At 71.7% G+C, this 23,664-nt stretch carries 21 protein-coding genes; 3 read left to right on the plus strand and 18 right to left on the minus strand.

All coding sequences use genetic code 11. The features are described from left to right. Positions 1-57 precede the first annotated feature (57 nt). From HNR02_RS29725 to cmk, 6 genes are all read right to left on the minus strand, one after another. Positions 58-1,176: a sugar ABC transporter substrate-binding protein gene (locus HNR02_RS29725; RefSeq protein WP_179776965.1), complete on the minus strand. Its 1,119-nt coding sequence runs from the start codon at positions 1,174-1,176 to the stop codon at positions 58-60. 169 nt (positions 1,177-1,345) lie between these two features. After that, the gene (locus tag HNR02_RS29730) at positions 1,346-2,596 is read right to left on the minus strand and encodes a M1 family metallopeptidase (RefSeq protein WP_179776966.1); all 1,251 of its coding nucleotides are present in this window, start codon (positions 2,594-2,596) and stop codon (positions 1,346-1,348) included. Then, positions 2,584-6,444, minus strand: a complete 3,861-nt coding sequence (locus HNR02_RS29735) for a Pls/PosA family non-ribosomal peptide synthetase (protein WP_179776967.1) — start codon at positions 6,442-6,444, stop codon at positions 2,584-2,586. Before HNR02_RS29735 ends, HNR02_RS29730 begins: the two co-directional genes overlap by 13 nt. 138 nt (positions 6,445-6,582) lie before the next feature. Continuing rightward, positions 6,583-8,007 carry a ribosome biogenesis GTPase Der gene (gene der / locus HNR02_RS29740; RefSeq protein WP_179776968.1) on the minus strand — a complete coding sequence of 475 codons (1,425 nt, stop codon included), beginning with the start codon at positions 8,005-8,007 and terminating at the stop codon, positions 6,583-6,585. Continuing rightward, positions 8,004-8,681, minus strand: a complete 678-nt coding sequence (locus HNR02_RS29745) for a lysophospholipid acyltransferase family protein (RefSeq protein ID WP_179776969.1) — start codon at positions 8,679-8,681, stop codon at positions 8,004-8,006. Before HNR02_RS29745 ends, der begins: the two co-directional genes overlap by 4 nt. Further along, complete coding sequence (gene cmk / locus HNR02_RS29750) at positions 8,678-9,379, minus strand: (d)CMP kinase (protein ID WP_179777920.1); 702 nt, start codon at positions 9,377-9,379, stop codon at positions 8,678-8,680. The genes HNR02_RS29745 and cmk overlap by 4 nt, the downstream gene beginning before the upstream one ends. A gap of 114 nt (positions 9,380-9,493) precedes the next feature. Here cmk and HNR02_RS29755 point away from each other — a divergent pair, with 114 nt between their 5' ends. Both HNR02_RS29755 and HNR02_RS29760 read left to right on the plus strand, forming a co-directional pair. Beyond that, the gene (locus tag HNR02_RS29755; RefSeq protein ID WP_179776970.1) at positions 9,494-9,976 is read left to right on the plus strand and encodes a cation:proton antiporter regulatory subunit; all 483 of its coding nucleotides are present in this window, start codon (positions 9,494-9,496) and stop codon (positions 9,974-9,976) included. 4 nt (positions 9,977-9,980) lie between these two features. Next, a complete protein-coding gene (locus tag HNR02_RS29760; RefSeq protein WP_179776971.1) occupies positions 9,981-11,180 on the plus strand; it encodes a cation:proton antiporter in 1,200 nt (399 codons plus the stop codon). Between the two features lie 244 nt (positions 11,181-11,424). Here the strand turns inward: HNR02_RS29760 and HNR02_RS29765 are convergent, their stop codons facing one another. The 11 genes from HNR02_RS29765 to pyrG all read right to left on the minus strand — a co-directional run bounded on the left by HNR02_RS29765 (position 11,425) and on the right by pyrG (position 21,417). Further along, on the minus strand, positions 11,425-11,607 hold the full coding sequence (locus HNR02_RS29765) for a VOC family protein (protein WP_218914320.1): 183 nt from the start codon (positions 11,605-11,607) through the stop codon (positions 11,425-11,427). A gap of 488 nt (positions 11,608-12,095) precedes the next feature. After that, positions 12,096-12,452 (minus strand): ArsC/Spx/MgsR family protein, encoded by a 357-nt coding sequence (locus HNR02_RS29770; RefSeq protein ID WP_179776972.1) that lies wholly within the window; start codon positions 12,450-12,452, stop codon positions 12,096-12,098. Then, entirely contained in the window at positions 12,452-14,293 is a 1,842-nt protein-coding gene (gene recQ / locus HNR02_RS29775; protein ID WP_179776973.1) for a DNA helicase RecQ, read from the minus strand. The genes HNR02_RS29770 and recQ overlap by 1 nt, the downstream gene beginning before the upstream one ends. 59 nt (positions 14,294-14,352) lie before the next feature. Next, positions 14,353-15,096, minus strand: a complete 744-nt coding sequence (locus HNR02_RS29780) for a pseudouridine synthase (RefSeq protein ID WP_179776974.1) — start codon at positions 15,094-15,096, stop codon at positions 14,353-14,355. Further along, on the minus strand, positions 15,086-15,808 hold the full coding sequence (gene scpB, locus HNR02_RS35815; RefSeq protein WP_179776975.1) for an SMC-Scp complex subunit ScpB: 723 nt from the start codon (positions 15,806-15,808) through the stop codon (positions 15,086-15,088). Before scpB ends, HNR02_RS29780 begins: the two co-directional genes overlap by 11 nt. Next, a complete protein-coding gene (locus tag HNR02_RS29790; protein WP_179776976.1) occupies positions 15,805-16,665 on the minus strand; it encodes a segregation and condensation protein A in 861 nt (286 codons plus the stop codon). The genes scpB and HNR02_RS29790 overlap by 4 nt, the downstream gene beginning before the upstream one ends. Then, entirely contained in the window at positions 16,662-17,087 is a 426-nt protein-coding gene (locus HNR02_RS29795) for a cobyrinic acid ac-diamide synthase (protein WP_179776977.1), read from the minus strand. The genes HNR02_RS29790 and HNR02_RS29795 overlap by 4 nt, the downstream gene beginning before the upstream one ends. Beyond that, positions 17,084-18,058, minus strand: coding sequence for a ParA family protein (locus HNR02_RS29800; protein ID WP_179776978.1), 975 nt, complete (start codon positions 18,056-18,058; stop codon positions 17,084-17,086). Before HNR02_RS29800 ends, HNR02_RS29795 begins: the two co-directional genes overlap by 4 nt. 86 nt (positions 18,059-18,144) lie before the next feature. Next, positions 18,145-19,047 (minus strand): site-specific tyrosine recombinase XerD, encoded by a 903-nt coding sequence (gene xerD, locus HNR02_RS29805; protein WP_179777922.1) that lies wholly within the window; start codon positions 19,045-19,047, stop codon positions 18,145-18,147. 46 nt (positions 19,048-19,093) lie between these two features. Continuing rightward, positions 19,094-19,720, minus strand: coding sequence for an NUDIX domain-containing protein (locus HNR02_RS29810; RefSeq protein ID WP_179776979.1), 627 nt, complete (start codon positions 19,718-19,720; stop codon positions 19,094-19,096). Then, positions 19,717-21,417 (minus strand): CTP synthase, encoded by a 1,701-nt coding sequence (gene pyrG / locus HNR02_RS29815; protein ID WP_179776980.1) that lies wholly within the window; start codon positions 21,415-21,417, stop codon positions 19,717-19,719. Before pyrG ends, HNR02_RS29810 begins: the two co-directional genes overlap by 4 nt. Before the next feature lie 98 nt (positions 21,418-21,515). On the opposite strand from pyrG, the gene aroA reads away from it, so the two are divergent. Further along, positions 21,516-22,802 (plus strand): 3-phosphoshikimate 1-carboxyvinyltransferase, encoded by a 1,287-nt coding sequence (gene aroA / locus HNR02_RS29820; protein ID WP_179776981.1) that lies wholly within the window; start codon positions 21,516-21,518, stop codon positions 22,800-22,802. On the opposite strand, the gene HNR02_RS29825 is transcribed toward aroA, so the two are convergent. Next, positions 22,795-23,640: an LLM class flavin-dependent oxidoreductase gene (locus HNR02_RS29825; RefSeq protein ID WP_179776982.1), complete on the minus strand. Its 846-nt coding sequence runs from the start codon at positions 23,638-23,640 to the stop codon at positions 22,795-22,797. The two genes, aroA and HNR02_RS29825, sit on opposite strands and share 8 nt — an antisense overlap. Positions 23,641-23,664: the final 24 nt, after the last annotated feature.

A 23,664-nucleotide genomic window follows, 5' to 3' on the forward strand; every position in this document is an offset into this window, starting at 1 on the left:
CCGGGGGCGTGCGGACCGGGATCGCCGGTCCGCACGCCCCCACGGCGATCCGTGTCGTCAGGAGATGCCCAGCTGCTGGCAGACGGCGGCGGTGTCGCCACCGCAGATCTCACTGGCCTTGACGTAGCCCTGCTCGACCGGGACCTTGACGTTGTCCTTGGTGATGGACTGCGGTTCGAGCAGCACCGACTTCACCTGGCGGTTGCCGGTCGGGTCGGTGGAGGTCTGCTTGGCGATCGCGTCGGCGGCCGCGGTGTCGCCCTTGACGAGCGCGGCGGCCAGCTGCGCGGTGGCCTCGGCCTCTTCCTTGATCGGCTTGAACACCGTCGAGTACTGCTGGCCCTGGAGGATCGACTTGAGGCCGGCGGCGCTGGCGTCCTGGCCGGTGACCGGGACGCTGCCGGCGAGGCCGTTCTTCTGCAGGACGGTGATCACGGCGCCCGCCATGCCGTCGTTGGCCGCGAGGACGCCGTCGACCTTGCCGCCGTTGGCGGACAGGAACTGCTCGAAGGTCGAGCCGCCGACCGCGTTGTCCCACTTGTCGATGCGCTGGCTGGCGACCTTCTTCAACGCGCCCGAGTTGTAAAGGGGGCCGACGATCTCCTGCTGGCCCTGGTAGAACAGGGTCGCGTTGTTGTCCGTCGGCGAGCCCTCGATCTCGATGACCTGGGCGCCCGGCTTGTCCTTCAACGCGTCGGCCATGGCCTGGCCCTGCAGGCGGCCGACCTGCACGTTGTCGAAGCTGACGTAGTAGTCGGCGCTGCCGCCGAGGTTGAGCCGGTCGTAGTTGATGACCGGCACGCCCTGCTGCTTGGCCTTCTGCTCGACGGTGGCGCCGACGTCACCGCTGGGCGCGGCGATGATCAGCACCTTGACGCCCTGGCTGAGCATGCTGTCGGCCTGCTGCGTGAACCGCTGGTTGTCGCCCTGGGCGTTCTCGATGATCGGGCTGAGCCCGGCGCTGGTGAGCGCGTCCTGGAGCATGGGCTGGTCGAACCCGGCCCAGCGGGCGGAGGTCGCGGTCTCCGGCAGGATCACGCCGACCTTCGGGCCGCCGTTGTCGGACCCGCCGCCCCCACCGCTCTCGTTGTTGGCACTGTTCGCACCGCACGCGGTCAGCGCCAGGACGAGCCCGGTGCCCGCGGCGGCCAGCGCGAGGGTCTTTCTCCGCTTCATTGCGTCCCCTTGGCAGGAATGTTGTGAGCCACAACATTTGAAAGTTGTGGCCGACAACATACGTCCCATCACACAGGTGAGGGAAGCCCGTGCCGACACGTTCCGGTAACAAAAGGGCCGCGATCCTCAAGTCGGCACCGGGATCCCCGACGGGGCATGGGGGGAAGCGTCAGCCGAGCCAGGTGGCGAAGGCGTCGCGGAGCGAGACGCCCGCCGCGCGTTCGGCGTGCGCGATGAAGTCCTCGGTGGTCACCGTGCCGTGCGCGTGCTGATGAGCCCACGACCGCAGCATCGGGAAGAACACCGCGTCCCCGACGCGGCCGCGCAGGGCGTGCAGCGTCAGCGCGCCGCGTTTGTAGACCTGCTCGTCGAACAGGTGCGCCACGCTGGGGTCGCCGAGCGTCACGTCGGTGCCCACCCGGGAGCGCCAGACGCGGGCGTGCTCGTCCGCCGGGGCGCCGCCGGAAATTTCCGACCACAGCCACTCGGCGTAGGTCGCGAAGCCCTCGTTGAGCCAGATGTGCCGCCAGTCCGCCACCGTGAGACTGTTGCCGAACCACTGGTGCGCCAGTTCGTGCACCACGAGCCGCTCGAAGGTGCGCCGTCCGTCGACGTGGTTGGCGCCGAAAATGGCCATGCCCTGCGCCTCGATCGGGTCGTCCAAGGCGTCGTCGGTGACCACCACGACGTACTCGCCGAACGGGTACGGCCCGAACCACTCCCCCAGCGCCGCCATCATCCGCGGCTGACGGCCGAAATCGTGCGCCGCCGCGTCCCGCAGCCGCCGGGGTACCGCGATCCGTTGCCCACGCGCGAGTTCCAGCTCGTCGTACCGTCCGATCTGGACACTCATCAGGTACGACGCCGTCGGCTCACGCCGCTCGAACACCCACGTCGTCGCGCTGCCGCCGGCGCGCCGCGCGACCAGATCGCCGGTCACCAGCACCGTGTAGGCCGACGCCGTGGTCAGCGAGATCCGGTAGGTGGCCTTGTCGCCGGGACGGTCGTTGCACGGGAACCAGGACGGCGCGCCGGTCGGCTGGCTCGCCACCAGCGCGCCGTCGGTCAGCTCGTCCCAGCCGATCTCGCCCCACCGGCTCGCGACCGGCCGCGGGTTGCCCGAGTACCGCACCTCCACCGAGAACGCCCCGCGCACCGGACGGACCGGCCGCACGACCAGGTGCTCGCCGCGGTGCGTGAACTTCGCCGCCCGGCCGTCCACCCGCACGCCCTTGACCGTGAACCCGGCCAGGTCGAGCGGGATCCGGCCCAGCTCCTCGTCCGCGACCGCGTCCAGCCGCGCGCGGGCCGTCAACCGGTTGGGGCCGAGTTTGTAGTCCAGGTCGAGGTCGTAGTGCGTGACCCGGTAGGAAGTGCTGCCGTGGCCGAGCGTGTAGTCCGCGCGCCTCACGCCCGCCACGCCGCGATCGGGTTGCCCAGCCAGCGGCTGTCGGCCGGGACGGCGTCGCCACGGGTCACCAGCGAACCAGGGCCGACGGTGGTGCGGGCACCGATGCTCGCCCCGGGCAGGACGATGCCCTGCGGCCCGACGGTCGCGCCCTCGGCCACGGTCACCTCACTCATGCGCATGATCCGGTCGTGGAACAGGTGCGTCTGCACGACGCAGCCGCGGTTCACGGTCGCGCCGTCACCCAGCCGCACCAGGTCGGTCTCGGGCAGCCAGTAAGTCTCCAACCAGACGCCCTTGCCGATCTTCGCACCCATCGTCCGCAGCCAGCAAGACAACAGCGGGGTCCCGGTGGCCAGCGACACCAGCCACGGCACGGCGAGCGTCTCGACGAAGGTGTCGGCCAGCTCGGTGCGCCACACGAAGGAACTCCACAGCGGATGGTCCACCGCCCGGAACCGCCCGGTCAGCAGCCACTTCACGGCGGTCGTCAGTGCACCGGCCACCAGCCCGGCGGCCACCAGCACCACCGGCGCGGCCAGCGCCGCCACCACGAGTCCCGCCGCCGACCACACCGCCGCCAGCGCGGCCAGCACCAGCACCGCGAGCGCCACCGCGCACATCACCGGCACGATCCGGCACAGCTCGACCGCGGTCCGCGCGGCCTTGAGCCGCACCGGAGGCGCGAACGTGCGGCTCGCGTCCGCGGTCTCCACCGCCCGCCGCAGCGGCATCGGCGGCATGCCCAGGTAGGACGAGCCCTTCTTCGCCTTGCGCGGCGCCGAGGACAGCACCCCGACCAGACCGCGTTTGGGCACCGCGCGCCCGGCCGCCGCCATCCCGGAGTTGCCGAGGAACGCCTGCTTGCCGATGCGGGTCGGCGCGACGTGCAGCCAGCCGTGGCCCAGTTCGTAGGTGGCGACCATCGTGTCGTCGGCCAGGAACGCGCCGTCGTCGACCTGCGTCATCCGCGGGATCGCGAGCACCGTGGAGATCTCCGCGCCGCGGCCGACCCGCGCGCCCAGCAACCGCAGCCACACCGGCGTGAACAGGCTCGCGTAGAGCGGGAACAGCACCTGACGCGCCAGGTCCATCAGCCGCTCGGTCGCCCACACCTGCCACGCGATCCGGCTGTGCACCGGGTGATAGCCCTCGTGCAGGCCCAGCCCCAGCAGCCGCACCGACACGAGCACCAGCAGCGCGTAGGTGCCGAACGCGGCGAGCGTCGCCACCGGCACCGCGAGCAGCGCGGCACCCAGCGCGGCGCCGACCGTCGTGGCACCCGCGACCGCGGACCCCAGCACGAGCAGCCCTGGCACGGCCGCCAGCAGCGGAAACAGGCCGAGCACGAACGACGCGGCCCCGTAGGCGAAGGCCCACGAGCGCGAACGCGGTGGGCGGCTGGAGGGCCAGCGCAGCGCGCCCTTGCCGTCGCGCCGGGCGGGCGAACCGGCCCAGCGCTGCCCGGCGGGCACCGCGCCCACCACGGTCGACCCGGCCACGATCTCCGCACCCTTGCCGATCCGCGCGCCCGGCATCAGCACGCTGCGCGCGCCGACCCGTGCGCCGGCGCCGACGCGGATCTTGCCGACGTGCACGACGTCGCCGTCCACCCAGTGCCCGGTCAGGTCCACCTCGGGCTCGATCGCCGCCCCGCGGCCCAGTTTGAGCAGACCGGTGACCGGCGGCGGGGTGTGCAGGTCGACATCCTTGCCCACCTTCGCGCCGAGCGCGCGGGCATAGAGCGTCATCCAGCTCGCACCGGAGATCCCCGCCGCACCCGCGGCCTCGGCGAGCTTCTCCGCCGCCCACAGTCGCAAGTGGACCCGCCCGCCGCGCGGGTACCTGCCGGGACGGACCCGGCCCCGCAGCAGCCGGACACCGGACGCGGCGAGAGCGATCCGCCCCGGCGGGCTGAACAGCACCAGCCAGGCCGCCACCAGCGACCACCACGGCACCGACGGGGCCCACACGGCACCGGCGAGGGAGAGCACAGTGGACAGTGCCGCGAACGCGGTCAGCCACCGCAGACCGGTCAGCGCGAGTGCGGGCACGCCCAGCACGGCCTGGATTGCACCCGCGCGCCGCGGCACCGGGCGGACGTCCCGCCGCTTCGCGGTCTCGCCGTCGAGACCGTCCAGCAACGCGGCGAGCGCGCCCAGCTCCGGGTGGCGGTAGAGGTCGGCGACCGACACCTGCGGGTGCCGGGTGCGGATGCGGGCCACCAGCTGCGCGGCGGTCAGGCTGCCGCCACCGTGGGTGAAGAAGTCGGCCCCGGGGTCGGTCACCGGGACCCCGAGGATCTCGGCCCAGCCCTCGGCGAGCCAGGATTCGGTGGGCGTCAGTGGGGCCGCACTGTCCACAGTGGCCAGTGGCCAGGGCAGCGCGGCGCGGTCGACCTTGCCCGAGGTGCGCGTCGGCAGATCGTCGACCACGGCGAGCAGCGGCACCAGCGCGGCGGGCAGCTTGTCCCGCAGCAGCGCCGAGGCCGCGTCGGTGTCCAGTTCACCTTGCGGCACCACGTACCCGACCAGGACCTGGTTGCCCGCCTTGGTGGTGCGGATCGCCGCGGCGGCCCCGGCCACGTCCGGCAGCGCCTGCAGCGCGGCGTCGACCTCGCCCAGCTCGATGCGGCGTCCGCCCAGTTTGACCTGCTCGTCGGCGCGGCCCAGGAAGATCAGGCCCTCCGCCTCGGCCCGCACCAGGTCACCGCTGCGGTAGGCGCGCGCCCAGCCGAGCGCGGGCAGCGGCGCGAACTTCTCGGTGTCCTTGGCCGCGTCGAGGTAGCGGGCCAGGCCGGCGCCCCCGATCACCAGCTCACCGGAGCCGCCCATCGCGACCGGCTCACCGTGCTCGTCGACCACCGCGAGATCCCAGCCCCGCAACGGAAGCCCGATCCGTACCGGGCCCTCGCCGGTCAGCGGCGCCGCGCAGGCGACCACGGTGGCCTCGGTCGGGCCATAGGTGTTCCACACCTCGCGTCCCTCGACCGCGACCCGCTCGGCCAGCTCCGGCGGGCACGCCTCGCCGCCGAAGATGAGCAGCCGCACGTCCTCCAGCGCCTCCGCGGGCCACAGCGCGGCCAGCGTCGGCACGGTGGACACGATCGTGATGCGCTGCGCGACCAGCCACGGCCCCAGGTCCACGCCGGTGCGCACGAGCGTGCGCGGCGCGGGCACCAGGCACGCGCCGTGCCGCCACGCCAGCCACATCTCCTCGCACGAGGCGTCGAAGGCGACCGACAGCCCCGCCAGCACGCGATCGCCGGGGCCGATCGGCTCGTCGGTGAGGAACAGCCCGGCCTCGGCGTCCACGAACGCCGCCGCGGAAGCGTGCGAAACCGCCACGCCTTTCGGCTTGCCGGTGGAACCGGAGGTGAAAATGATCCACGCGTCGTCGCCCGGGGCGGGGATCCCCGTGCGGCGGCCGGGTTCGGCGAGCATCGTCAGCCCGTCGTCCATCAGCACCGCGCACACCCCGGCCTCGCCGAACACCAGCTCGGCGCGCTCGTCCGGGTCGTCCGCGTCGACCGGCACGTAAGCCGCGCCCGCGGCCAGCACACCGAGGATCGCGACGTAGAGGTCCACGGTGCCGGAGGAGATCCGGACGCCGACGCGGTCGCCGCGGCCGACGCCCTCGGCGGCCAGTCGCCGTCCCAGCGCCTGCACCTGTTCGGACAGCCGCCGGTAACTCAGGACCTGGTCGCCGTCGTCGAGGGCGGGCGCGTTGGGGTGCCGTGCCGCGGTTTCGGCCAGCACGTCGAGCAGCGTCCGCACCGGCGCGGCGGCCCCGCCGGGAAACAGGGCCTGCTCGGGGACCAGAACCCCGGGCAGCATCGGATCGAGAACGGGCGCACCCATCGACTTCACCTTCCGCCAGCGTTCGGGCCGGAACTCTCGAGGTGGGAGGCGCCCGCGCGGGACGATCACTCTACCCGAGGTGAACGGCAGGTGTCCGGTCGGTCTCGGCCGGGTGTCGCCGCCGTCACAATCCCGGTGTCACTGGGACTTCTTGCCGGGTTTCGGCTTCTTTTCCCGCACCCGCACGTTGATCCGCACCGGGCTGCCCTCGAAACCGAAGCGCTCACGGAACTTCCGCTCGATGAACCGCCGGTACCCCGCCTCCAGGAAGCCGGTGGTGAACAGCACGAGCGTCGGCGGCCGGATCCCGGCCTGCGTGGCGAACAACACCTTCGGCTGCTTCCCGCCACGCACCGGCGGTGGGGTGGCCGCGATCAGCTCGGACAGCCACGAGTTGAGCTGCCCCGTCGGCACCCGCTGGTCCCACGAGGACAGTGCGGTCCGCAGCGACGGTGCCAGCTTGCGCACCGCACGCCCGGTGAGCGCCGAGATGTTGACCCGCTCGGCCCACGTCACGCGCACCAGGCCGCGGTCCAGCTCCTTCTCCAGCTGGTAGCGGCGGTCCTCATCGACGAGGTCCCACTTGTTCAGCGCCAGCACACACGCCCGGCCCGACTCCACCACCGACGTCAGCACCCGCAGGTCCTGTTCGGACAGCGGTTCGCTGGCGTCCAGCAGGACGATGACGACCTCGGAGGAGTCGATCGCCGCCTTCGTGCGCAGCGACGCGTAGTACTCGGCGCCGCTGGCGGTATGCACCCGCTTGCGCAGGCCCGCGGTGTCGACGAACCGCCACACCTGGCCGTCCAGCTCGACCAGCGAGTCGACCGGGTCCACCGTGGTGCCCGCCACCGAGTCCACCACCGACCGCTGCTCGCCGGTGAGCTTGTTGAGCAGGCTGGACTTGCCGACGTTCGGCTTGCCGACCAGCGCCACCCGGCGCGGCCCTGCCACGACCGCACCCTCGCGCGGGGCCTCCGGCAGCGCGTTGACGATCGCGTCGAGCAAGTCGCCCGAGCTCCGTCCGTGCAGGGCGCTCACCGGGTACGGCTCGCCGAGGCCCAGCGACCACAGCGACGCGACGTCGGACATCAGCCGCTCGTCGTCGACCTTGTTCGCCGCCAGCAGCACCGGCCGCTTCGACCGGCGCAGCACCTTCGCCACGGCCTCGTCGGTCGCGGTCGCGCCCACCGAGGCGTCCACCACGACGAGCACCGCGTCGGCGGTCTTCATCGCCAGCTCGGCCTGCGCCGCCACCGACGCCTGCAGACCGGTGGCGCTCGGCTCCCAGCCACCCGTGTCGACCAGCGTGAACCGGCGCCCGGCCCACTGCGCGTCGTAGGCCACCCTGTCCCTGGTCACGCCCGGGGTGTCCTGCACGACCGCCTCGCGGCGGCCGAGGATCCGGTTGACCAGGGTGGATTTGCCCACGTTCGGGCGCCCGACGACGGCCAGCACGGGCTGGCTCAGCTCGGCTTCCTCCTCGCCGGCACCGTCGTCGGCCTGGTTGTCGAGCGCGGTGAACTCCGCCTCGTCCGCCCAGGTCCCGTCAATCTCCGTCATAGCTCCGCTTCCTTCACGCGCACGGGCTCGCCCTGCGCTGCACGCCATTCGTCGAGGGTGCGGACCAGGCCGGCGAGCGCGTCCCGCAGCCGTTCGGTCGCGGTGTCCAGCCCGGTACGGCCGCGGCCGACGTCGAGCGTGAACGGTTCACCCACCAGGATGTCGACCCGGGGCCGGAACCGCCTGCCGCTGCCCTCGGGGCGCCGTGTCCCGCGCGCCGCGACCGGCACGACCACCGCGCCCGAGGCCCGGACCAGCCACGCCGCGCCACGCTCGGCGTTGTCCACGTCGCCCGCGCCGCGCGTCCCCTCCGGGAACACCGCGACCAGTCCACCGCCCTTGAGTACGTTCGCCAAGGTCAGCAGGGGTGCCCGGTCGGGTTCGCCCCGGCGCACCGGCACCTGGCCGATGCGCCGGAGGAACCACCCCACGGCCCCCGTGAACATCTCCTCCTTGACGAGGAACACCGGACGCCGCGGCAACATTCCGAAGATGATCTGCGGTTCCACCATCGAGCTGTGGTTGGCCACCACCAGCACCGGGCCACTCTTCGGCACGCGCTCGACGCCGCGGATCCGCAGTCGGAACGCGGGCCGGAACAGATACTTCCCGATGATCCGGCCGGCGTCGTGCAGGCGGGGCGACGCGCCGTCGGGGAGACCGGCAGCGCTCACCGCGTGACCTGCGCGCACGTGCCCAGCAGACCGCGCTGGCCGGCCAGCTCGGACAGGGCGGTCAGCACCTGGTCGACGGACAGTTCGCTGGTGTCCAGGTGCACCGCGTCGTCGGCGGGCTTGAGCGGCGAGGTGGCGCGCGTGGAGTCGAGGCGGTCGCGGCGGCCGACCGAGGCCAGCGCCTCCGCCTCGCTGCTCTGGCGCCCGGCCGCGGTGTCCTGCGCGCTGCGGCGCGCGGCCCGTACCGCCGGATCGGCGGTCAGGTAGACCTTCAGCGGCGAACCGGGCACCACGACCGTGCCGATGTCGCGTCCCTCGACGACGATGCCGCCGACCTCGGCCAGTACCGCGGCGATGATCTCGCGCTGCCGGGCGACCAGCAGTTCCCGCACCTGCGGCACCGCCGACACCGGCGACACCGCGTGGTTGACCTCGGCGCCGCGGATCTCGGCCGCGACGTCCTCACCGGCCAGGCGCACGCTCGGCGCGGACGGGTCGGTGCCGAGCGTGAACTCCGCCGCGCGGGCCAGCGCGGCGACGGCCTCGGCGTCCTGCGGGTCGGCGCCCGCGCGCAGCACGGCCAGCGTCACCACCCGGTACATCGCACCGGTGTCGAGGTAGCCGGCCGAGAGCAGGCCGGCGAGCTTGCGCGCCACCGTCGTCTTCCCGGTTCCCGACGGTCCGTCCAGTGCGACCACGCCGCGTAGGGCTCCCGCCACCAGTGCTCTCCTCGCCGTCTCGTCGGGTCGTACCTGCGGTGTTCCATTGTGCCTGGCACTCGCGCGCGCGGGCGCACCGGTACCGTGGCGATCGTGAACGTGGAAGTAACGCCCCTTCCGGGCATCGGCGTGCGGAAGGACTTCGCGACCCGCAACGGCCGCCGCATCGGTGTGGTCACCCACCGGGACGGCCAGATCGAGCTGATCGTGTCGAAGTCCGACGATCCCGACGCGTGCCTGGCGTCCCTGCCCCTGACCGCCGACGAAGCCGGCGCTCTCGCCAACCTCCTCGGCGCACCCCAGCTGGTCGCGCAGCTCACCGAGGAGCATCGCGAGGTTCCCGGCATCAACACCAAGCAACTGCCCATCAAGTCGAACTCCCCGTTCGACGGCCGCACCCTCGGCGACACCGCGATGCGTACCCGGACCGGCGTGTCCGTGGTCGCGGTCATGCGCGCCGGCCAGGTGCACCCGTCCCCCACCCCGGACTTCACGTTCACCGCCGGTGACGTGCTGGTCGCGGTCGGCACGTCGGAAGGCCTGGAGGGCGCCCTCAAGATCCTCAAGAACGGCTGAGCCCTTGGACCACACTGCACTGTCCCTGATCGAACTCGGTGCCGTTTTCTTCGGTCTGGGCGTCCTCGGGCGCCTGGCGGGCAAGATCGGCCTGTCCCCCATCCCGCTCTACCTGCTCGGCGGCCTGGCCTTCGGGCAGGGCGGGCTCATCCCGCTCGGCGACATCGGCAGCTTCACCCATCTGGCCAGCGAAATCGGCGTCGTGCTGCTGCTGTTGCTGCTGGGCCTGGAGTACTCGGCCGCCGAACTGTTCACCGGGCTGAAACGGTCCTGGTCGGCCGGTCTGCTGGACATCGTGCTCAACGCCGCGCCCGGCGTGGCCGTCGCCCTGTTGCTGGGGTGGGGCATGATCGGCGCGATCGTGATGGGCGGCGTCACCTACATCTCCTCCTCCGGGATCATCGCGAAGGTGCTCGGCGACCTGGGCAGGCTCGGTAACCGGGAGACGCCGGTCATCCTGTCGATCCTGGTCTTCGAGGACCTGGCGATGGCCCTCTACCTGCCGATCCTCACCGCGCTGCTGGGCGGGGTCAGCTTCCTCGGCGGGCTCGAAGCGGTGGGCATCTCGCTGCTGGTGATCACCGTCGTGCTGGTGATCGCGCTGCGCTACGGCCGGTACGTGTCGGCGATCGTCGATTCCGACGATCGTGAGGTGTTCCTGCTCAAGGTGCTCGGCGCCGCGCTGCTGGTGGCCGGGCTCGCCTCGGCGATGCAGGTGTCGGCCGCGGTCGGCGCGTTCCTGCTCGGCATCGCGATCTCCGGTTCGACCGCGCACAACGCCACGCGCCTGCTGGAGCCGTTGCGGGACCTGTTCGCCGCCGTGTTCTTCGTGGTGTTCGGGTTGAACACCAACCCGGCGGCCATCCCGCCGGTGCTCGGCTGGGCCGTGCTGCTCGCCGTGCTGACCACGCTGACGAAGATCGCCACCGGCTGGTGGGCAGCCCGACGGCAGTCCGTCGGCAAACTGGGCCGCGCCCGGGCCGGCGCGGCACTGGTGGCGCGAGGCGAGTTCTCCATCGTCATCGCGGGCTTGGCGGTGTCGGCCGGTGCGGTCGTCGACGAGCTCGCCGCACTGGCCACCGCGTACGTGCTGCTGATGGCCATCCTCGGCCCGATCGCCGCCCGTGTCGTGGAGCCGTTGGCCCGGGGCTTTCAGCGGCGGCGCGGACACGGGCACGAGCCCGCGACGTCCAGCGCTGGGTGACCTCGGCCGGCGACAGTGTCGTCGCTGGCTTTTCCCCCGCTGGACCGGTGTCGAGGACGCGCCGCCTGGAAACCGCTGCCCGGCAACGCAAGCCGAAAGCGACCGCCCCGGACCTCCCCCGCCCCTCATCCCAAGCCCGTTTCGGTCGCCGACCAGCCGGGGCAAGGTACTCTTTCCCACTTTGACGCGCCTGCTCGGCGACCGAAAACAATCCGCAAGGAGGGGCGCGGGCGGTCGGAACCTACTAGTCGGTGGCAAGTTTCTTGGCGAAGCACCACAGGTTTCCGTCGATGTCGCGGACACCGAACTCGCGCCGCCCGTACGGCATGTCCATCGGTTCGTATTCGACCTTCGCGTCCGCGGCCTTGGCCTTTTCGAAGACGGAATCGACGTCGTCGAGGTAGACCATGACCAGCGAGTGCAGCACGTTGACGTGCCGTGCGGCTTCCTCGGTCAGGCCGAACGCCTCGACGGGGAACTTCCGGCTGATAGCCGGGCCGTCGGCGAATAGGAAGGTGCTGATGCTCGGCGTCCTATTGCGTGACTACGGTCACGATGCAATATCTCGGGGGTGAACGCCGGCCAGATGAACTGGACTGAACATTTCCTCGGCGCGTCTCCGGCCCGGCCTGATCAGCGACCCGGCTGCCCGGCATATTCACAGATCGATATCGCTGGGCGCTGTTATGAGATGTTCGCCCGGAAACCGCTCGGTTGGACATTGGCGCGGATTTTTGAGGCGGAGCCCCACTACTGGACGGCGACGTGCTCAGCGGTCACCTCGTCTGCGTGAGCCCGGGTCCAAAGATCAAGAGGTAGTCCTCGCCGAACGGGCTGACTCCGGGATGACCACCCAGCTCCGAGTTTCAAGCAGGCTCGCTGGCGCTCGCCCTGAGGCACGGCGCTGGCGCGCCGCTACGGCAGCACGCTGCGGACCGCGTCCTCGGTGCGGCCCACGACCGTCGTGCCGTCGTCTGCGGTGATGATGGGGCGCTGGATGAGCTTCGGGGTCTCCGCGAGTGCGCTCAGCCAGCGGTGCCGGCTCGCCTCGTCGCGGGGCCAGGTCTTCAAGCCCAGCTCGCCGGCCTCGGGTTCCTGCAGGCGGGCGATGTCCCACGGGTCCAGGCCCAGGCGCCGCAGGACGGCGTCCAGTTCGGCAACCGTCGGGGGGTCCTCCAGGTAGCGGCGGACTTCGTAGGACACACCTGCCTCGTCCAGCACGGAGAGCGCCGAACGGCACTTCGAGCAGCGAGGGTTGACCCAGATTTCCACTATTCTCCCTCCGCCAGCACGGCCAGGACCTTCTCACCGTACTTCGCGAGCTTGCTTTCCCCGACGCCGTTGACCCCGGCAAGCTGGTCCAGTGTGGACGGTCGCTCCGTGGCGATCTGCTTCAACGTCGCGTCCGCGAAGACGATGTAGGCCGGCATGCCCTGGTTCTTCGCCTCTTCGGTCCGCCAGGCCCGCAACCGCTCGAACACCGGCTGCGCCTCGGGCGGCATCTCGGTCACCTGCTTGCGCTTCGCGGCGGCCGTGGCGGCACGGGAACCACGCTCCCGCTTGGGTTCGCGCCGCATCCGCACCTCGCGCTTGCGCCCGAGCACCTCACCGCTGGCCTCGGTCAGCAACAACGTCCCGTAATCGCCCTCGACGGCGAGCAAACCCTGTGCCAGCAGCTGTCGCACCACGCCCCGCCACTCGGTCCCCGACAGCTCCGTACCGACGCCGAACACGGTCAGCTGATCGTGGCGGTTCTGCGTCACCTTCGGCGTCTGCTTGCCCAGCAGGATGTCGATGACCTGCCCGGCACCGAACTTCTGACCCCGCTCGTGCTGCAACCGGTACACCGCCGACAACAACTTCTGCGCGGCGATCGTGCCGTCCCACGACTCCGGCGGCGTCAGGCACGTATCGCAGTTCCCGCACGGCGACCCGGACTGGCCGAAGTAGTTCAACAGCTGCACCCGGCGGCACTCGACCGTCTCGCACAGCGCCAGCATCGCGTCCAGGTGCTGCGAGAGGCGACGGCGGTGCGCGTCGTCGCCTTCGGAGGTCTGGATCATCCGCCGCTGCTGCACCACGTCCTGCAGCCCGTAGGCCAGCCACGCTGTCGAGGGCAGCCCGTCCCGGCCGGCGCGGCCCGTTTCCTGGTAGTAGCCCTCGACCGACTTCGGCAGGTCCAGGTGCGCCACGAACCGCACGTCGGGCTTGTCGATACCCATGCCGAACGCGATGGTCGCGACCACGACCAGCCCCTCCTCGCGCAGGAACCGTGACTGGTTGCGCGCGCGGGTGCGGGTGTCGAGTCCCGCGTGGTAGGGCACCGCGCTGATCCCGTTGGCCACCAGGAACTCGGCGGTCTTCTCCACCGAGTTGCGGGACAGGCAGTACACAATGCCGGCGTCGCCGGGATGCTCGGTGCGGATCAGGTCCAGCAGCTGCTTCTTCGGCTCGGCCTTCGGCGCGATGCGGTACTGGATGTTGGGCCGGTCGAAGCTCGCGACGAACTGGCCCGCCTCGCGCAGGTTCAGGCGCGACACGATCTCCGCGTGCGTCGCCTTCGTCGCGGTGGCGGTCAGCGCGATGCGCGGCACGTCCGGCCAGCGCTCGTGCAGCTCCGACAGCCCCAGGTAATCCGGCCGGAAATCGTGACCCCACTGGGAAACGCAGTGCGCCTCGTCGATCGCGAACAACGCGACCTTGCCCCGGTCGAGCAGCGACCGCGTCGACTCCATCGACAACCGTTCCGGCGCCAGGTACAGCAGGTCCAGCTCACCGGCGACGAACGCGGCCTCGACCTCGCGCCGCTGCTCGAAATCCTGGGTGGAGTTCAGGAACCCCGCGCGCACGCCGACCGCGAGCAGCGCGTCGACCTGATCCTGCATCAACGCGATCAGCGGCGAGACCACCACGCCGGTGCCCTCGCGCACCAGCGACGGAACCTGATAGCACAGCGACTTCCCGCCGCCGGTGGGCATCAGCACGACCGCGTCGCCGCCGCCGATCACGTGCTCGACGATCGCTTCCTGCTCACCGCGGAAGGAGTCGTACCCGAAAACGCGCCGCAGGGTCTGCAGTGCGTCACTCACCGGAATCGTCTCTGCGGATGCCACGCCGAGATCCTAGGGGCTGGGCGGTGACGCCGGGCGGCGCCACACGAGATGCCCAGCCGCTACAGGCCGACCCGCCGGTAGAGGCCGCCGACCTCGTCCCGGTTGAGCCGCCGCAGCGTGCCCGGCTTGCCGTTGCCCAGCTGGACGTCGCCGACCGCGGTGCGCACCAGCTTGCGGACCGGGAACCCGACCTCGGCGAGCAGGCGGCGCACGATGTGCTTGCGGCCTTCGTGCAGCACGATCTCCAGCAGCGTGCGGCCGCCCTGGCTGTCCTTGACGCGGAACTCGTCGACCCGCACCGGGCCGTCCTCCAGCTCGATCCCGGCTTTCAGCTCCTTGCCCAGCCCACGCGGAACCTTGCCGTCGACTTCGGCCAGGTAGGTCTTGGGCACGTGGTAGGAGGGGTGCATGAGCCGGTGCGCGAGATCGCCGTCATTCGTGAGCAGCAGCAGGCCCTCGGTCTCGGCGTCCAGGCGGCCGACGTGGAACAGCCGTTCGCTGCGGTGGTTGACGTAGTCGCCGACGCAGGGACGGCCCTGGTCGTCGTACATCGTGGTGTGCACGCCGCGAGGCTTGTTGAGCGCGAGGTGCACCAGGTCGTCGCGCAGGATCACGCGCGTGCCGTCGACGTGGATCACGGCCTCGTCGGGGTCGACCCGCGTGCCGAGCTCGCGGACCACCCTTCCGTCGACGCTCACCCGGCCCTGCGTGATCAGGTCTTCGGCGGCGCGGCGCGAGGCCACGCCCGCCTTGGCGAGCACCTTCTGCAGGCGCACGCCCTCGGTTTCGGGGTCAGATGTCATCGATGGAGTCCACTTCCGGCAACAGGGGGGCGATCGGGGGCAGGTCGGTCAGCGACGACAGGCCCAGCCGCTCGAGGAACAGTTCGGTCGTCACATACAGGGTGCCACCCGTCTCCGGGTCGGCGCCGTTCTCCTCGATGAGACCGCGCGCGAGCAGGGTGCGGATCACGCCGTCGACGTTCACCCCGCGCACCGCCGCGACCCGCGACCGCGTGACCGGCTGCCGGTAGGCGATGACGGCGAGGGTCTCCAGCGCGGCACGGGTCAGCTTGGAGCGCTGCCCGTCGAGCAGAAGTTTCTCGACGTAGGGGGCGTAGGTGTCGCGGGTGTAGAGCCGCCACCCCTCGCCGACGCGCCGCAGGTCGATGCCACTGGCCCGCTCGGTCAGCTCCGCCGACATGATCTGGAGCGTCTGCGTCACTCGGTCCTCGGGCTGGTTCAGCGCCGTGGCCAGCCCCTCTTCGCTGACCGGCGAATCGACGACGAGCAGCAGCGCTTCGAGCGCCGCGGCCAGCGCGGCGTGCTCGGCGAGGTCCGGCAGCCCGTCCCCCACCGCGACCAGGTCCTCCTCGTCGGGCTCGGGCTCGGGGAGGTCCTCCGGCTCCGCGGACACGGCGGCCTCGCTGGGCGGCGCCGCTTCCGCCGCCTCCTCGGGAGCCGTCTCCACCACTTCGTCCGGCGCAGCCGCCTCGGGCTCCTCTTCGGGGCTCACCCGTACTCCTCTTCCTCGACGCGGGCCCGGTCCTGTTCGGCGGCGGCCGCCGCCTCCGAGACGGACCCGCCGGTCCACCGCACCCGCAGCATGGTCAGCGGCTCGTCCTGGTCGAACTGCACGCTCGACTCGCGGTAGAGCTCCAGCAGCGCCAGGAAGCGGGCCACGACCTCGACCGTGTGCTCGCAGTCCTCGACCAGCTCGGTGAACGTCGCGTCGCCGCGCTCGGCCAGCTTCAGCCGCAGCAACGCGGCATGTTCCCGCACCGACACCTGGTGCGCGTGGATGTGGTCCAGCGATACCGTCGGCGGCGGCTTGGGCCGGAACACCGCCAGTGCGATCTCCGCGAACTTCGCCGGGTCGACCCCGAGCATCACCTCGGGCAGCAGCCCGAGGTAGCGCTCCTCCAGCGACACCGACCGCGGGTACCGGCGCAGCGCCCCGGCCTCCAGCTCGCCGAACAACGCCGCGACCTGCTTGTACGCCCGGTACTGCAGCACCCGTGCGAACAGCAGGTCCCGCGCCTCCAGCAGGGCCAGGTCGTCCTCGTCCTCGACGTCGGCCGCGGGCAGCAGCCGGGCCGCCTTGAGGTCGAGCAGCGTCGCGGCGATGACGAGGAACTCGGTGACCTCGTCCAGGTCCCACTCCGGCCCCAGCGCCTGCGTGTAGGCGATGAAGTCGTCGGTGACCTGGTGCAGCGCCACCTCGGTGACGTCGAGCTGGTGCTGCGAAATCAGCTGCAGCAACAGGTCGAACGGGCCCTCGAAGTTGTCCAGCCGGACCTTGAACCTCGGCGCCGTCGCGTCGTCCTCGGCGACGGGCTGGGCCCCGTCGACCGGAGCCCCGTTCTCGCTCACGGCCCGGCGGCTTCCTCGGAGTCGAGGCCGCCCGCACGCAGCCGCCGTACCAGGACCGATTCGTCGCCGTGCTCGTCGAAGTCCGCCAGCAGCACCGCGACCGCCTCGCGCACGAGCCGTCCGCGGTCGATGGCCAGCCCGTGCTCGGCCCGCAACGTCAGGCGCGCCTGCTCCATCGCGACCAGCTCGTCGCCGGAGACGTACACGGTGATCTTCGAGTCGTGCTTCTGCCGTCCGCTGCCGCGGCGCGCGGTGGCGCTGCGTTCCAGCTGCTCGCGGTTGCCCGGAGCGTGCCCGTGTCCCGGTCGCTGCGCTTCCGGCCGCTGCGGTGCGGGTTTCGGGGGCGCGGGGACATCGAGGGCTGGGCTGCTGGTCAGGCGGAAGAGTTCCGAAGCCCCGGGGAGGGAGGCTCGCCTGCTCACCGAGCGATCACCTCGCGGGCGAGCGCGCGATAGGCGTGCGCACCGGCCGACTTGGGGGCCCAGCGGGTGATGGGCTCACCGGCCACAGTGGTCTCCGGGAACCGCACGGTGCGGTTGATGACCGTGTCGAACACGGTGTCGCCGAAGGCCTCCACGACCCGCGCCATGACCTCTCTGGAGTGCAGGGTCCGCGGATCGAACATGGTGGCCAGGATGCCGGTGATATCCAGTTTGGGGTTCAAGCGTTCGCGTACCTTCTCGATCGTGTCGATCAACAAAGCCACGCCACGCAGGCTGAAGAATTCACACTCCAGCGGGATGATCACGCCGTCGGCGGCCGTGAGCGCGTTCACCGTGAGCAACCCGAGCGATGGCTGGCAGTCGACCAGAACATAGTCGTAGTCCCGGATGAGGGGTTGCACGACCCGCAGCAACGTGTGCTCGCGGCCGACCTCGGCGACGAGCTGCACCTCCGCGGCGGACAGGTCGATGTTGCTCGGCAGCAGGTCCATGCCCTCGACACTGGTGTGCCGCAGGATGTCCGGCGCGGTCACCGACCGCTCCATGATCGCGTTGTAGACCGTCTGGTCCAGTTCGTGCGGCTGGACGCCGAGCCCCACGGACAGGGCGCCCTGCGGGTCGAAGTCCACCAGCAGCACCCGTCGCCCGTACTCGGCCAGCGCCGCGCCGAGGTTGATCGTCGACGTGGTCTTGCCGACGCCGCCCTTCTGGTTGCACATGGCCAGAACCGTCGCCGGTCCGTGCTTGTCCAGCAGCGGCGGCTCAGGGATCTCACGGAACGGTCTGCCGGTCGGGCCGAGCTTGGGCTTGCCGTTCACGGTGTCGGCGCCCACGGCCACGACAGAGTCCACGGTGTCGAGCTCCCCCTCGGTCGCGATGGTCAGGTGGTCGAGGTTCGCGGCGGCCGAGCGGGCCGTAGCCGATCTGGGCGAGGGCTGCGGTGTCGACATGGCGCGGAACTCCTCGTTCGACGGGTAGCCCGCAGCCTATTCGGCGAGCCGTTTGTCGCCAAAGCAACTCGCCGGAGGCGGTCGGGTCAACCCAGCGCCCGAGGATGGGCCGTAGCATATACCTCACGGAGAGTGTTCATGGTGACCAGGGTGTAGACCTGCGTCGTGGTCACCGAAGCATGGCCTAGCAGCTCTTGGACCACCCGGACGTCCGCTCCGCCCTCCAGCAGGTGGGTCGCGAAACTGTGACGCAGCGTGTGCGGTGACACGCCGGCGGAGATGCCTGCCCGTTCGGCGTTGGTCTTGAGGACCTGCCACGCGCTCTGCCGGGACAGCCTGCTGCCGCGCGCGTTGAGGAACAGCGCCGCGGTGCCGCGCCCGCGCCGGGCCAGCACCGGGCGGGACCGCACCAGGTATGCCTCCAGCGCCTCGACGGCGGGGCGGCCGACCGGCACCAGCCGCTGCTTGCCGCCCTTGCCGTCGAGCAGCACGGTGCGGTCCTCGCGGTCGATGTCGTCGAGGTCGAGCCCGACCGCCTCGGAGATCCGCGCGCCAGTGGAGTACAGCAGCTCCAGCAGCGCCCGGTCGCGCAGCGGCCGCTCCCCCTCGGCGGGCGGCATGGCCAGCAACCGCAGCACCTCGTCCACCGGCAGCGCCTTGGGCAGGCGCTTGGCCGCCGCCGGGGGCCGGACCTCGCGGGCCGGATCGTCCTCGGTCAGCCCGTCGAGGTGCGCGAAACGGTGCAGGCCGCGCACGGCGACCAGCGCCCGCGCCGCCGAGGACGCCGCCAGCGGCGGGTGCACCTGGTCGCCCTCGCGCAGCGCGGCGCCGAACCCGGTCACGTCGGACTCGGTGATGCGCCGGAAGTCCGTGACGCCGGCCTGCTCCAGGTACCCGAGGTACCGGCGCAGGTCACGGGCGTAGCTGTCCAGGGTGTTGCGTGCCGTCCCGCGCTCCACGGCGAGATGATCGAGATAGGCCGTGACCACTTCGGACACGGGGAGAACAGGCACGCCGACACCCTAGAGGGTGCACTCAGGAAATGCGATCCGCGAACGTCGTCGGCCGGTCCCGCCACTCCGCGTCCGCCGGGCGCGAGGGTGCCCCGTCGTGGACCACGGCGTGCGCGGCCAGGATCCCGCCCACGGTGGCGCCGTTGACGATCTCCCCGGACAGCGCTTTCCGCACCGCGTCCGCCAGCGGCACCCGGTGCACGACCAGATCGGCCTCCTCGTCGCCGAGCACCTCCCGGTCCACCGGCGACAGGTCACGGGCCAGGAACACCCGCACCACCTCGTCGGTGAACCCGGGCGAGGCCGCGACGTCGACCAGCGTCTCCCACCGCCGCGCCGCGAGCCCGGCCTCCTCGGCCAGCTCGCGGCGCGCGGCCTCCACCGGGTCCTCCCCGGCGTGGTCGAGCAGCCCGGCGGGCAGCTCCCAGATCCGCCGTCCCAGCGGATGCCGGTACTGGTGGATCAGGGTCACGCTGCCGTCGTCGTCCACGGCCGCGATCGCCACCGCGCCGAGGTGCTCGACCACCTCGCGCTTGGCGGTACCGCCGCCGGGCATCGCGACCTCGTCCACGCGCAGGCCCACCACGCGTCCGATGTGGACGTCGGTGCTGGAGACGACCCGGAACTCGTGCTCGCCGGGGGCGCTCAATGCGCGCTCACGGTCGGCTCGGGCAGTTCCACCGGCAGCCGGTCGGCGGTGCGGTACTTCACGACCGCCTTGATGAACGCGTCGAACAGCGGGTGCGGGCGGGTCGGGCGGCTCTTGAGCTCCGGGTGCGCCTGGGTGCCGACGAAGAACGGGTGCACATCGGCCGGCAACTCGACGAACTCGACCAGCCGCTCGTCCGGCGAGGTGCCGGAGAAGACCAGCCCGGCGTCGGAGAGCCGCTTGCGGTAGGTGTTGTTGACCTCGTAGCGGTGCCGGTGCCGCTCGGAGACCTCGGTACCGCCGTAGGCCTTGGCGACCTGCGAACCGGGCGTCAGCTTCGCCGGGTAGGCGCCCAGCCGCATGGTGCCGCCCATGTCGCGCTCGCCCGCCACGACGTCCTTCTGGTCGGCCATCGTGGAGATCACCGGGTGCTCGGTGGCCTCGTCGAACTCGGCCGAGTTCGCGCCCTCGATGCCGGCCAGGTTGCGGGCCGCCTCGATGACCATGCACTGCAGGCCCAGGCACAGGCCGAGCACCGGGATGCCGCGGGTGCGGGCGTAGTTGATGGCGCCGAGCTTGCCCTCGATGCCGCGCACGCCGAAGCCGCCGGGCACCAGGACACCGTCGACATCCCCGAGCGCGGCCGCCGCACCGGCGGGGGTGGTCGCGCGGTCCGAGGCGACCCAGACGATCTCGACCTTCGCGCGGTGGGCGAACCCGCCGGCGCGCAGGGCCTCGGTGACCGACAGGTAGGCGTCGGGCAGGTCGATGTACTTGCCGACCAGCGCGACCCGCACCGTCTCCGACGGGTTGTGCACGCGGTCGAGCAGGTCGCCCCACACCGTCCAGTCGACGTCGCGGAACGGCAGGCCCAGGCGGCGCACCACGTAGGCGTCGAGCGCCTCGCGGTGCAGCACCTTGGGGATGTCGTAGATCGACGGGGCGTCCGGGCAGGCGATGACCGCCTCGGTGTCCACGTCGCACATCAGCCCGATCTTGCGCTTGAGGTCCTCGGGCAGGTCGCGGTCGGCCCGGCACACCAGCGCGTCGGGCTGGATGCCGATGTTGCGCAGCGCGGCGACCGAATGCTGGGTCGGCTTGGTCTTCAGCTCACCCGACGGCGCGAGGTAGGGCACCAGTGACACGTGCAGGAAGAAGCAGTTGTCCCGGCCGATCTCGTGCCGCACCTGGCGGCAGGCCTCCAGGAACGGCAGCGATTCGATGTCGCCGACCGTGCCGCCGACCTCGGTGATGACCACGTCGGGCTGCCGGTCCGTGCCGTCGGATTCGGCGACCGCCATGATGCGGCGCTTGATCTCGTCGGTGATGTGCGGGATGACCTGCACGGTGTCGCCCAGGTACTCGCCGCGGCGCTCCTTGGCGATCACCTCGGAGTAGACCTGGCCGGTCGTCACGTTCGCCGAGCCGGTCAGATCCCGGTCGAGGAAGCGCTCGTAGTGGCCGATGTCCAGGTCGGTCTCGGCGCCGTCCTCGGTGACGAAGACCTCGCCGTGCTGGAACGGGTTCATCGTGCCCGGATCCACGTTGAGGTAGGGGTCCAGCTTCTGCATCGTGACCCGCAGGCCGCGAGAGGTGAGGAGCTGGCCCAGGCTGGAGGCGGTCAGGCCCTTGCCCAGAGAGGAGGCGACGCCCCCGGTGACGAAAACGTACTTGGCTGTCCGCGGCTGAAGTCCCACGGGCTTCCACCTTATCGCACCCGGCCCCGGACGCTCGTCCGCCGCGCCCACGTAGTTCGATGGGTCACGTCAGCCCGTCCACGCGTGAAGGAGCCGCCGTGCCCGAGCCCACCGCTTCCCAGCCCACCTGGACCGTCCCGGTCGCTCCCGGGCGGCTCGACGCGACGGTGCGGGTGCCCGGCTCCAAGTCGATCACCAACCGCGCGTTCGTGCTGGCCGCGCTGGCTTCGGAACCGACGCTGGTGCGCGCGCCGCTGGACTCGCGGGACGCGCGGCTGATGCTCGGCGCGCTGGAGGCGCTCGGCGGCGGCTGGGAGCGGCGCGACAACGACGTACTGGTGCGGCCCCTGGTGCACGGCTCCGCCGAGCCCGCTTCGGTGGTGCTGGGCAACGCGGGCACGGTCGCCCGGTTCACCCCCGCGCTGGCCGGACTGGGTTCGGCACACGTGCTGTTCGACGGTGACGAGGCGATCCGCCGGCGCCCGATCGCTCCGCTGCTGGCCGCGTTGCGCGAGGCCGGTGCGGACATCGACGACGCGGGCCGCGGCGCTCCCCCGTTCACCGTGATCGGGCACGGCGGTCTGCCCGGCGGGAAGGTCGACCTGGATTCGAGCGCGTCCAGCCAGTTCCTGTCGGCGCTGCTGCTGGCGGGCCCGGCGTTCGACGCGGGCGTGACCGTGCGCCTGCTGGGCGGAACTCCGCCGAGCGAGCCGCACATCGCGATGACCCTGGACATGCTGCGCCGCTTCGGCGCTTCCCCGGAACGGGACGGCCAGGAGTTCCACGTCGGCCCGGCGGAGCTGTCCTGCCCGGACTTCACGGTCGAGCCGGACCTGTCGACGGCGGCGCCGTTCGTGGTGGCCGCGGCGGCCGCGGGCGGCACCGTGCGCATCCCGGGCTGGCCCGGATACTCCACCCAGCCGGGTGACTGGCTGCGCAGCCTGCTCGTGGAGCTGGGCCAGCGGGTGGAGCTGACTCCCGACGGACTCACTGTCACCGGTTCGGGCGACATCCCGGGTGCACGGCTCGACCTGCACGAGGTCGGCGAGCTGACCCCGGTGATCGCCGCACTGCTGTGCTTCGCCGACGGCCCGTCGGTCATCTCCGGGGTGGCGCACCTGCGCGGGCACGAGACCGACCGGCTGGCCGCGCTGGCCACCGAACTCTCCGCGCTGGGCGCCGGGGTGACCGAGACCGCGGACGGCCTGGCGATCGCCCCGGCTCCGCTGCACGGCGGGGTCTTCCACACCTATGACGACCACCGGCTGGTCATGGCCGGTGCCGTGCTGGGCCTGCGCGTGCCCGGGGTGGCGGTGGAGAACCCGGCGACGGTCGGCAAGACCTTCCCCGGGTTCGTCGACGCGTGGGGCGGGATGCTCAGCTGACGACGTCGGCCAGGCGGTCGGCCTGGTCCGGGTCGGTGCCCCAGCAGTAGAAGATCAGCTCGTCGGCGCCGAGGTCCGCGAACTGCTTGGCCGCTTCGCGGACCTGCTCCGGCGTGGTGAGCATGCGCTCGGCGGTGTTGCGGGCCCAGTCGCCGGTGAAGCCGTAGTAGTCCAGGATCGCCGACCGTGCCTCGTCCACACTGGACCCGAGCGCGACGTTGACCTGCGCGACCATGCGGGGACGGCCGTCATGGCCCTCCTCCGCCCAGAACCGCTCCACCTTCGCGAACAGCTCCCCCACCCACTGCGGCGGGGCCGCGCAGAGGAAACCGTCGCCGTGGCGGGCGACGCGGCGCAGGGCGGGGTCGGCGAAGGCACCGAAGAGGACTTCGGGCCCGCCTGGCGTGGCGGGCGCGGGTCCGATTCCTTCGGCACTCGACCAGATCCGCCGCATCCGCGCCATCTGCTCGTCGAGCACGCGGCCGCGGTGGCGGGGGTCGGTGCCGGTGGCGTGGTGGTCGTCCTCTCGGCCGCCGACGCCCAGTCCGAGAGTGAAGCGGCCGCCGGAGAGGCGGTCGAGAGTGGCGGCCTGCTTGGCCAGCAGGGCCGGTTCACGCAGCGGGGCGAGCAGGACCTCGGTCTGCAGGCGGACGCGCGTGGTGGCGCCGGCGAGCACGGCGAGGGTGACCAGCGGCTCGGGGTTGTCGTAGACGATCCGGTCGAGCAGACCGAGCGTGCGGAAGGGTCCGTCATCGGCGCGGCGGGCCCAGTCGGTCAGGTTTTCGGGGCGGCCGATGGGCAGGCCGATTCCGTAGTGCATGCGATTCCTCCAAGGCATGACGGATGAACTTGCCGCCCGCTC

Origin of the sequence: Amycolatopsis endophytica (assembly GCF_013410405.1) — a bacterium.
In the GTDB taxonomy this organism is placed as follows: domain Bacteria; phylum Actinomycetota; class Actinomycetes; order Mycobacteriales; family Pseudonocardiaceae; genus Amycolatopsis_E; species Amycolatopsis_E endophytica.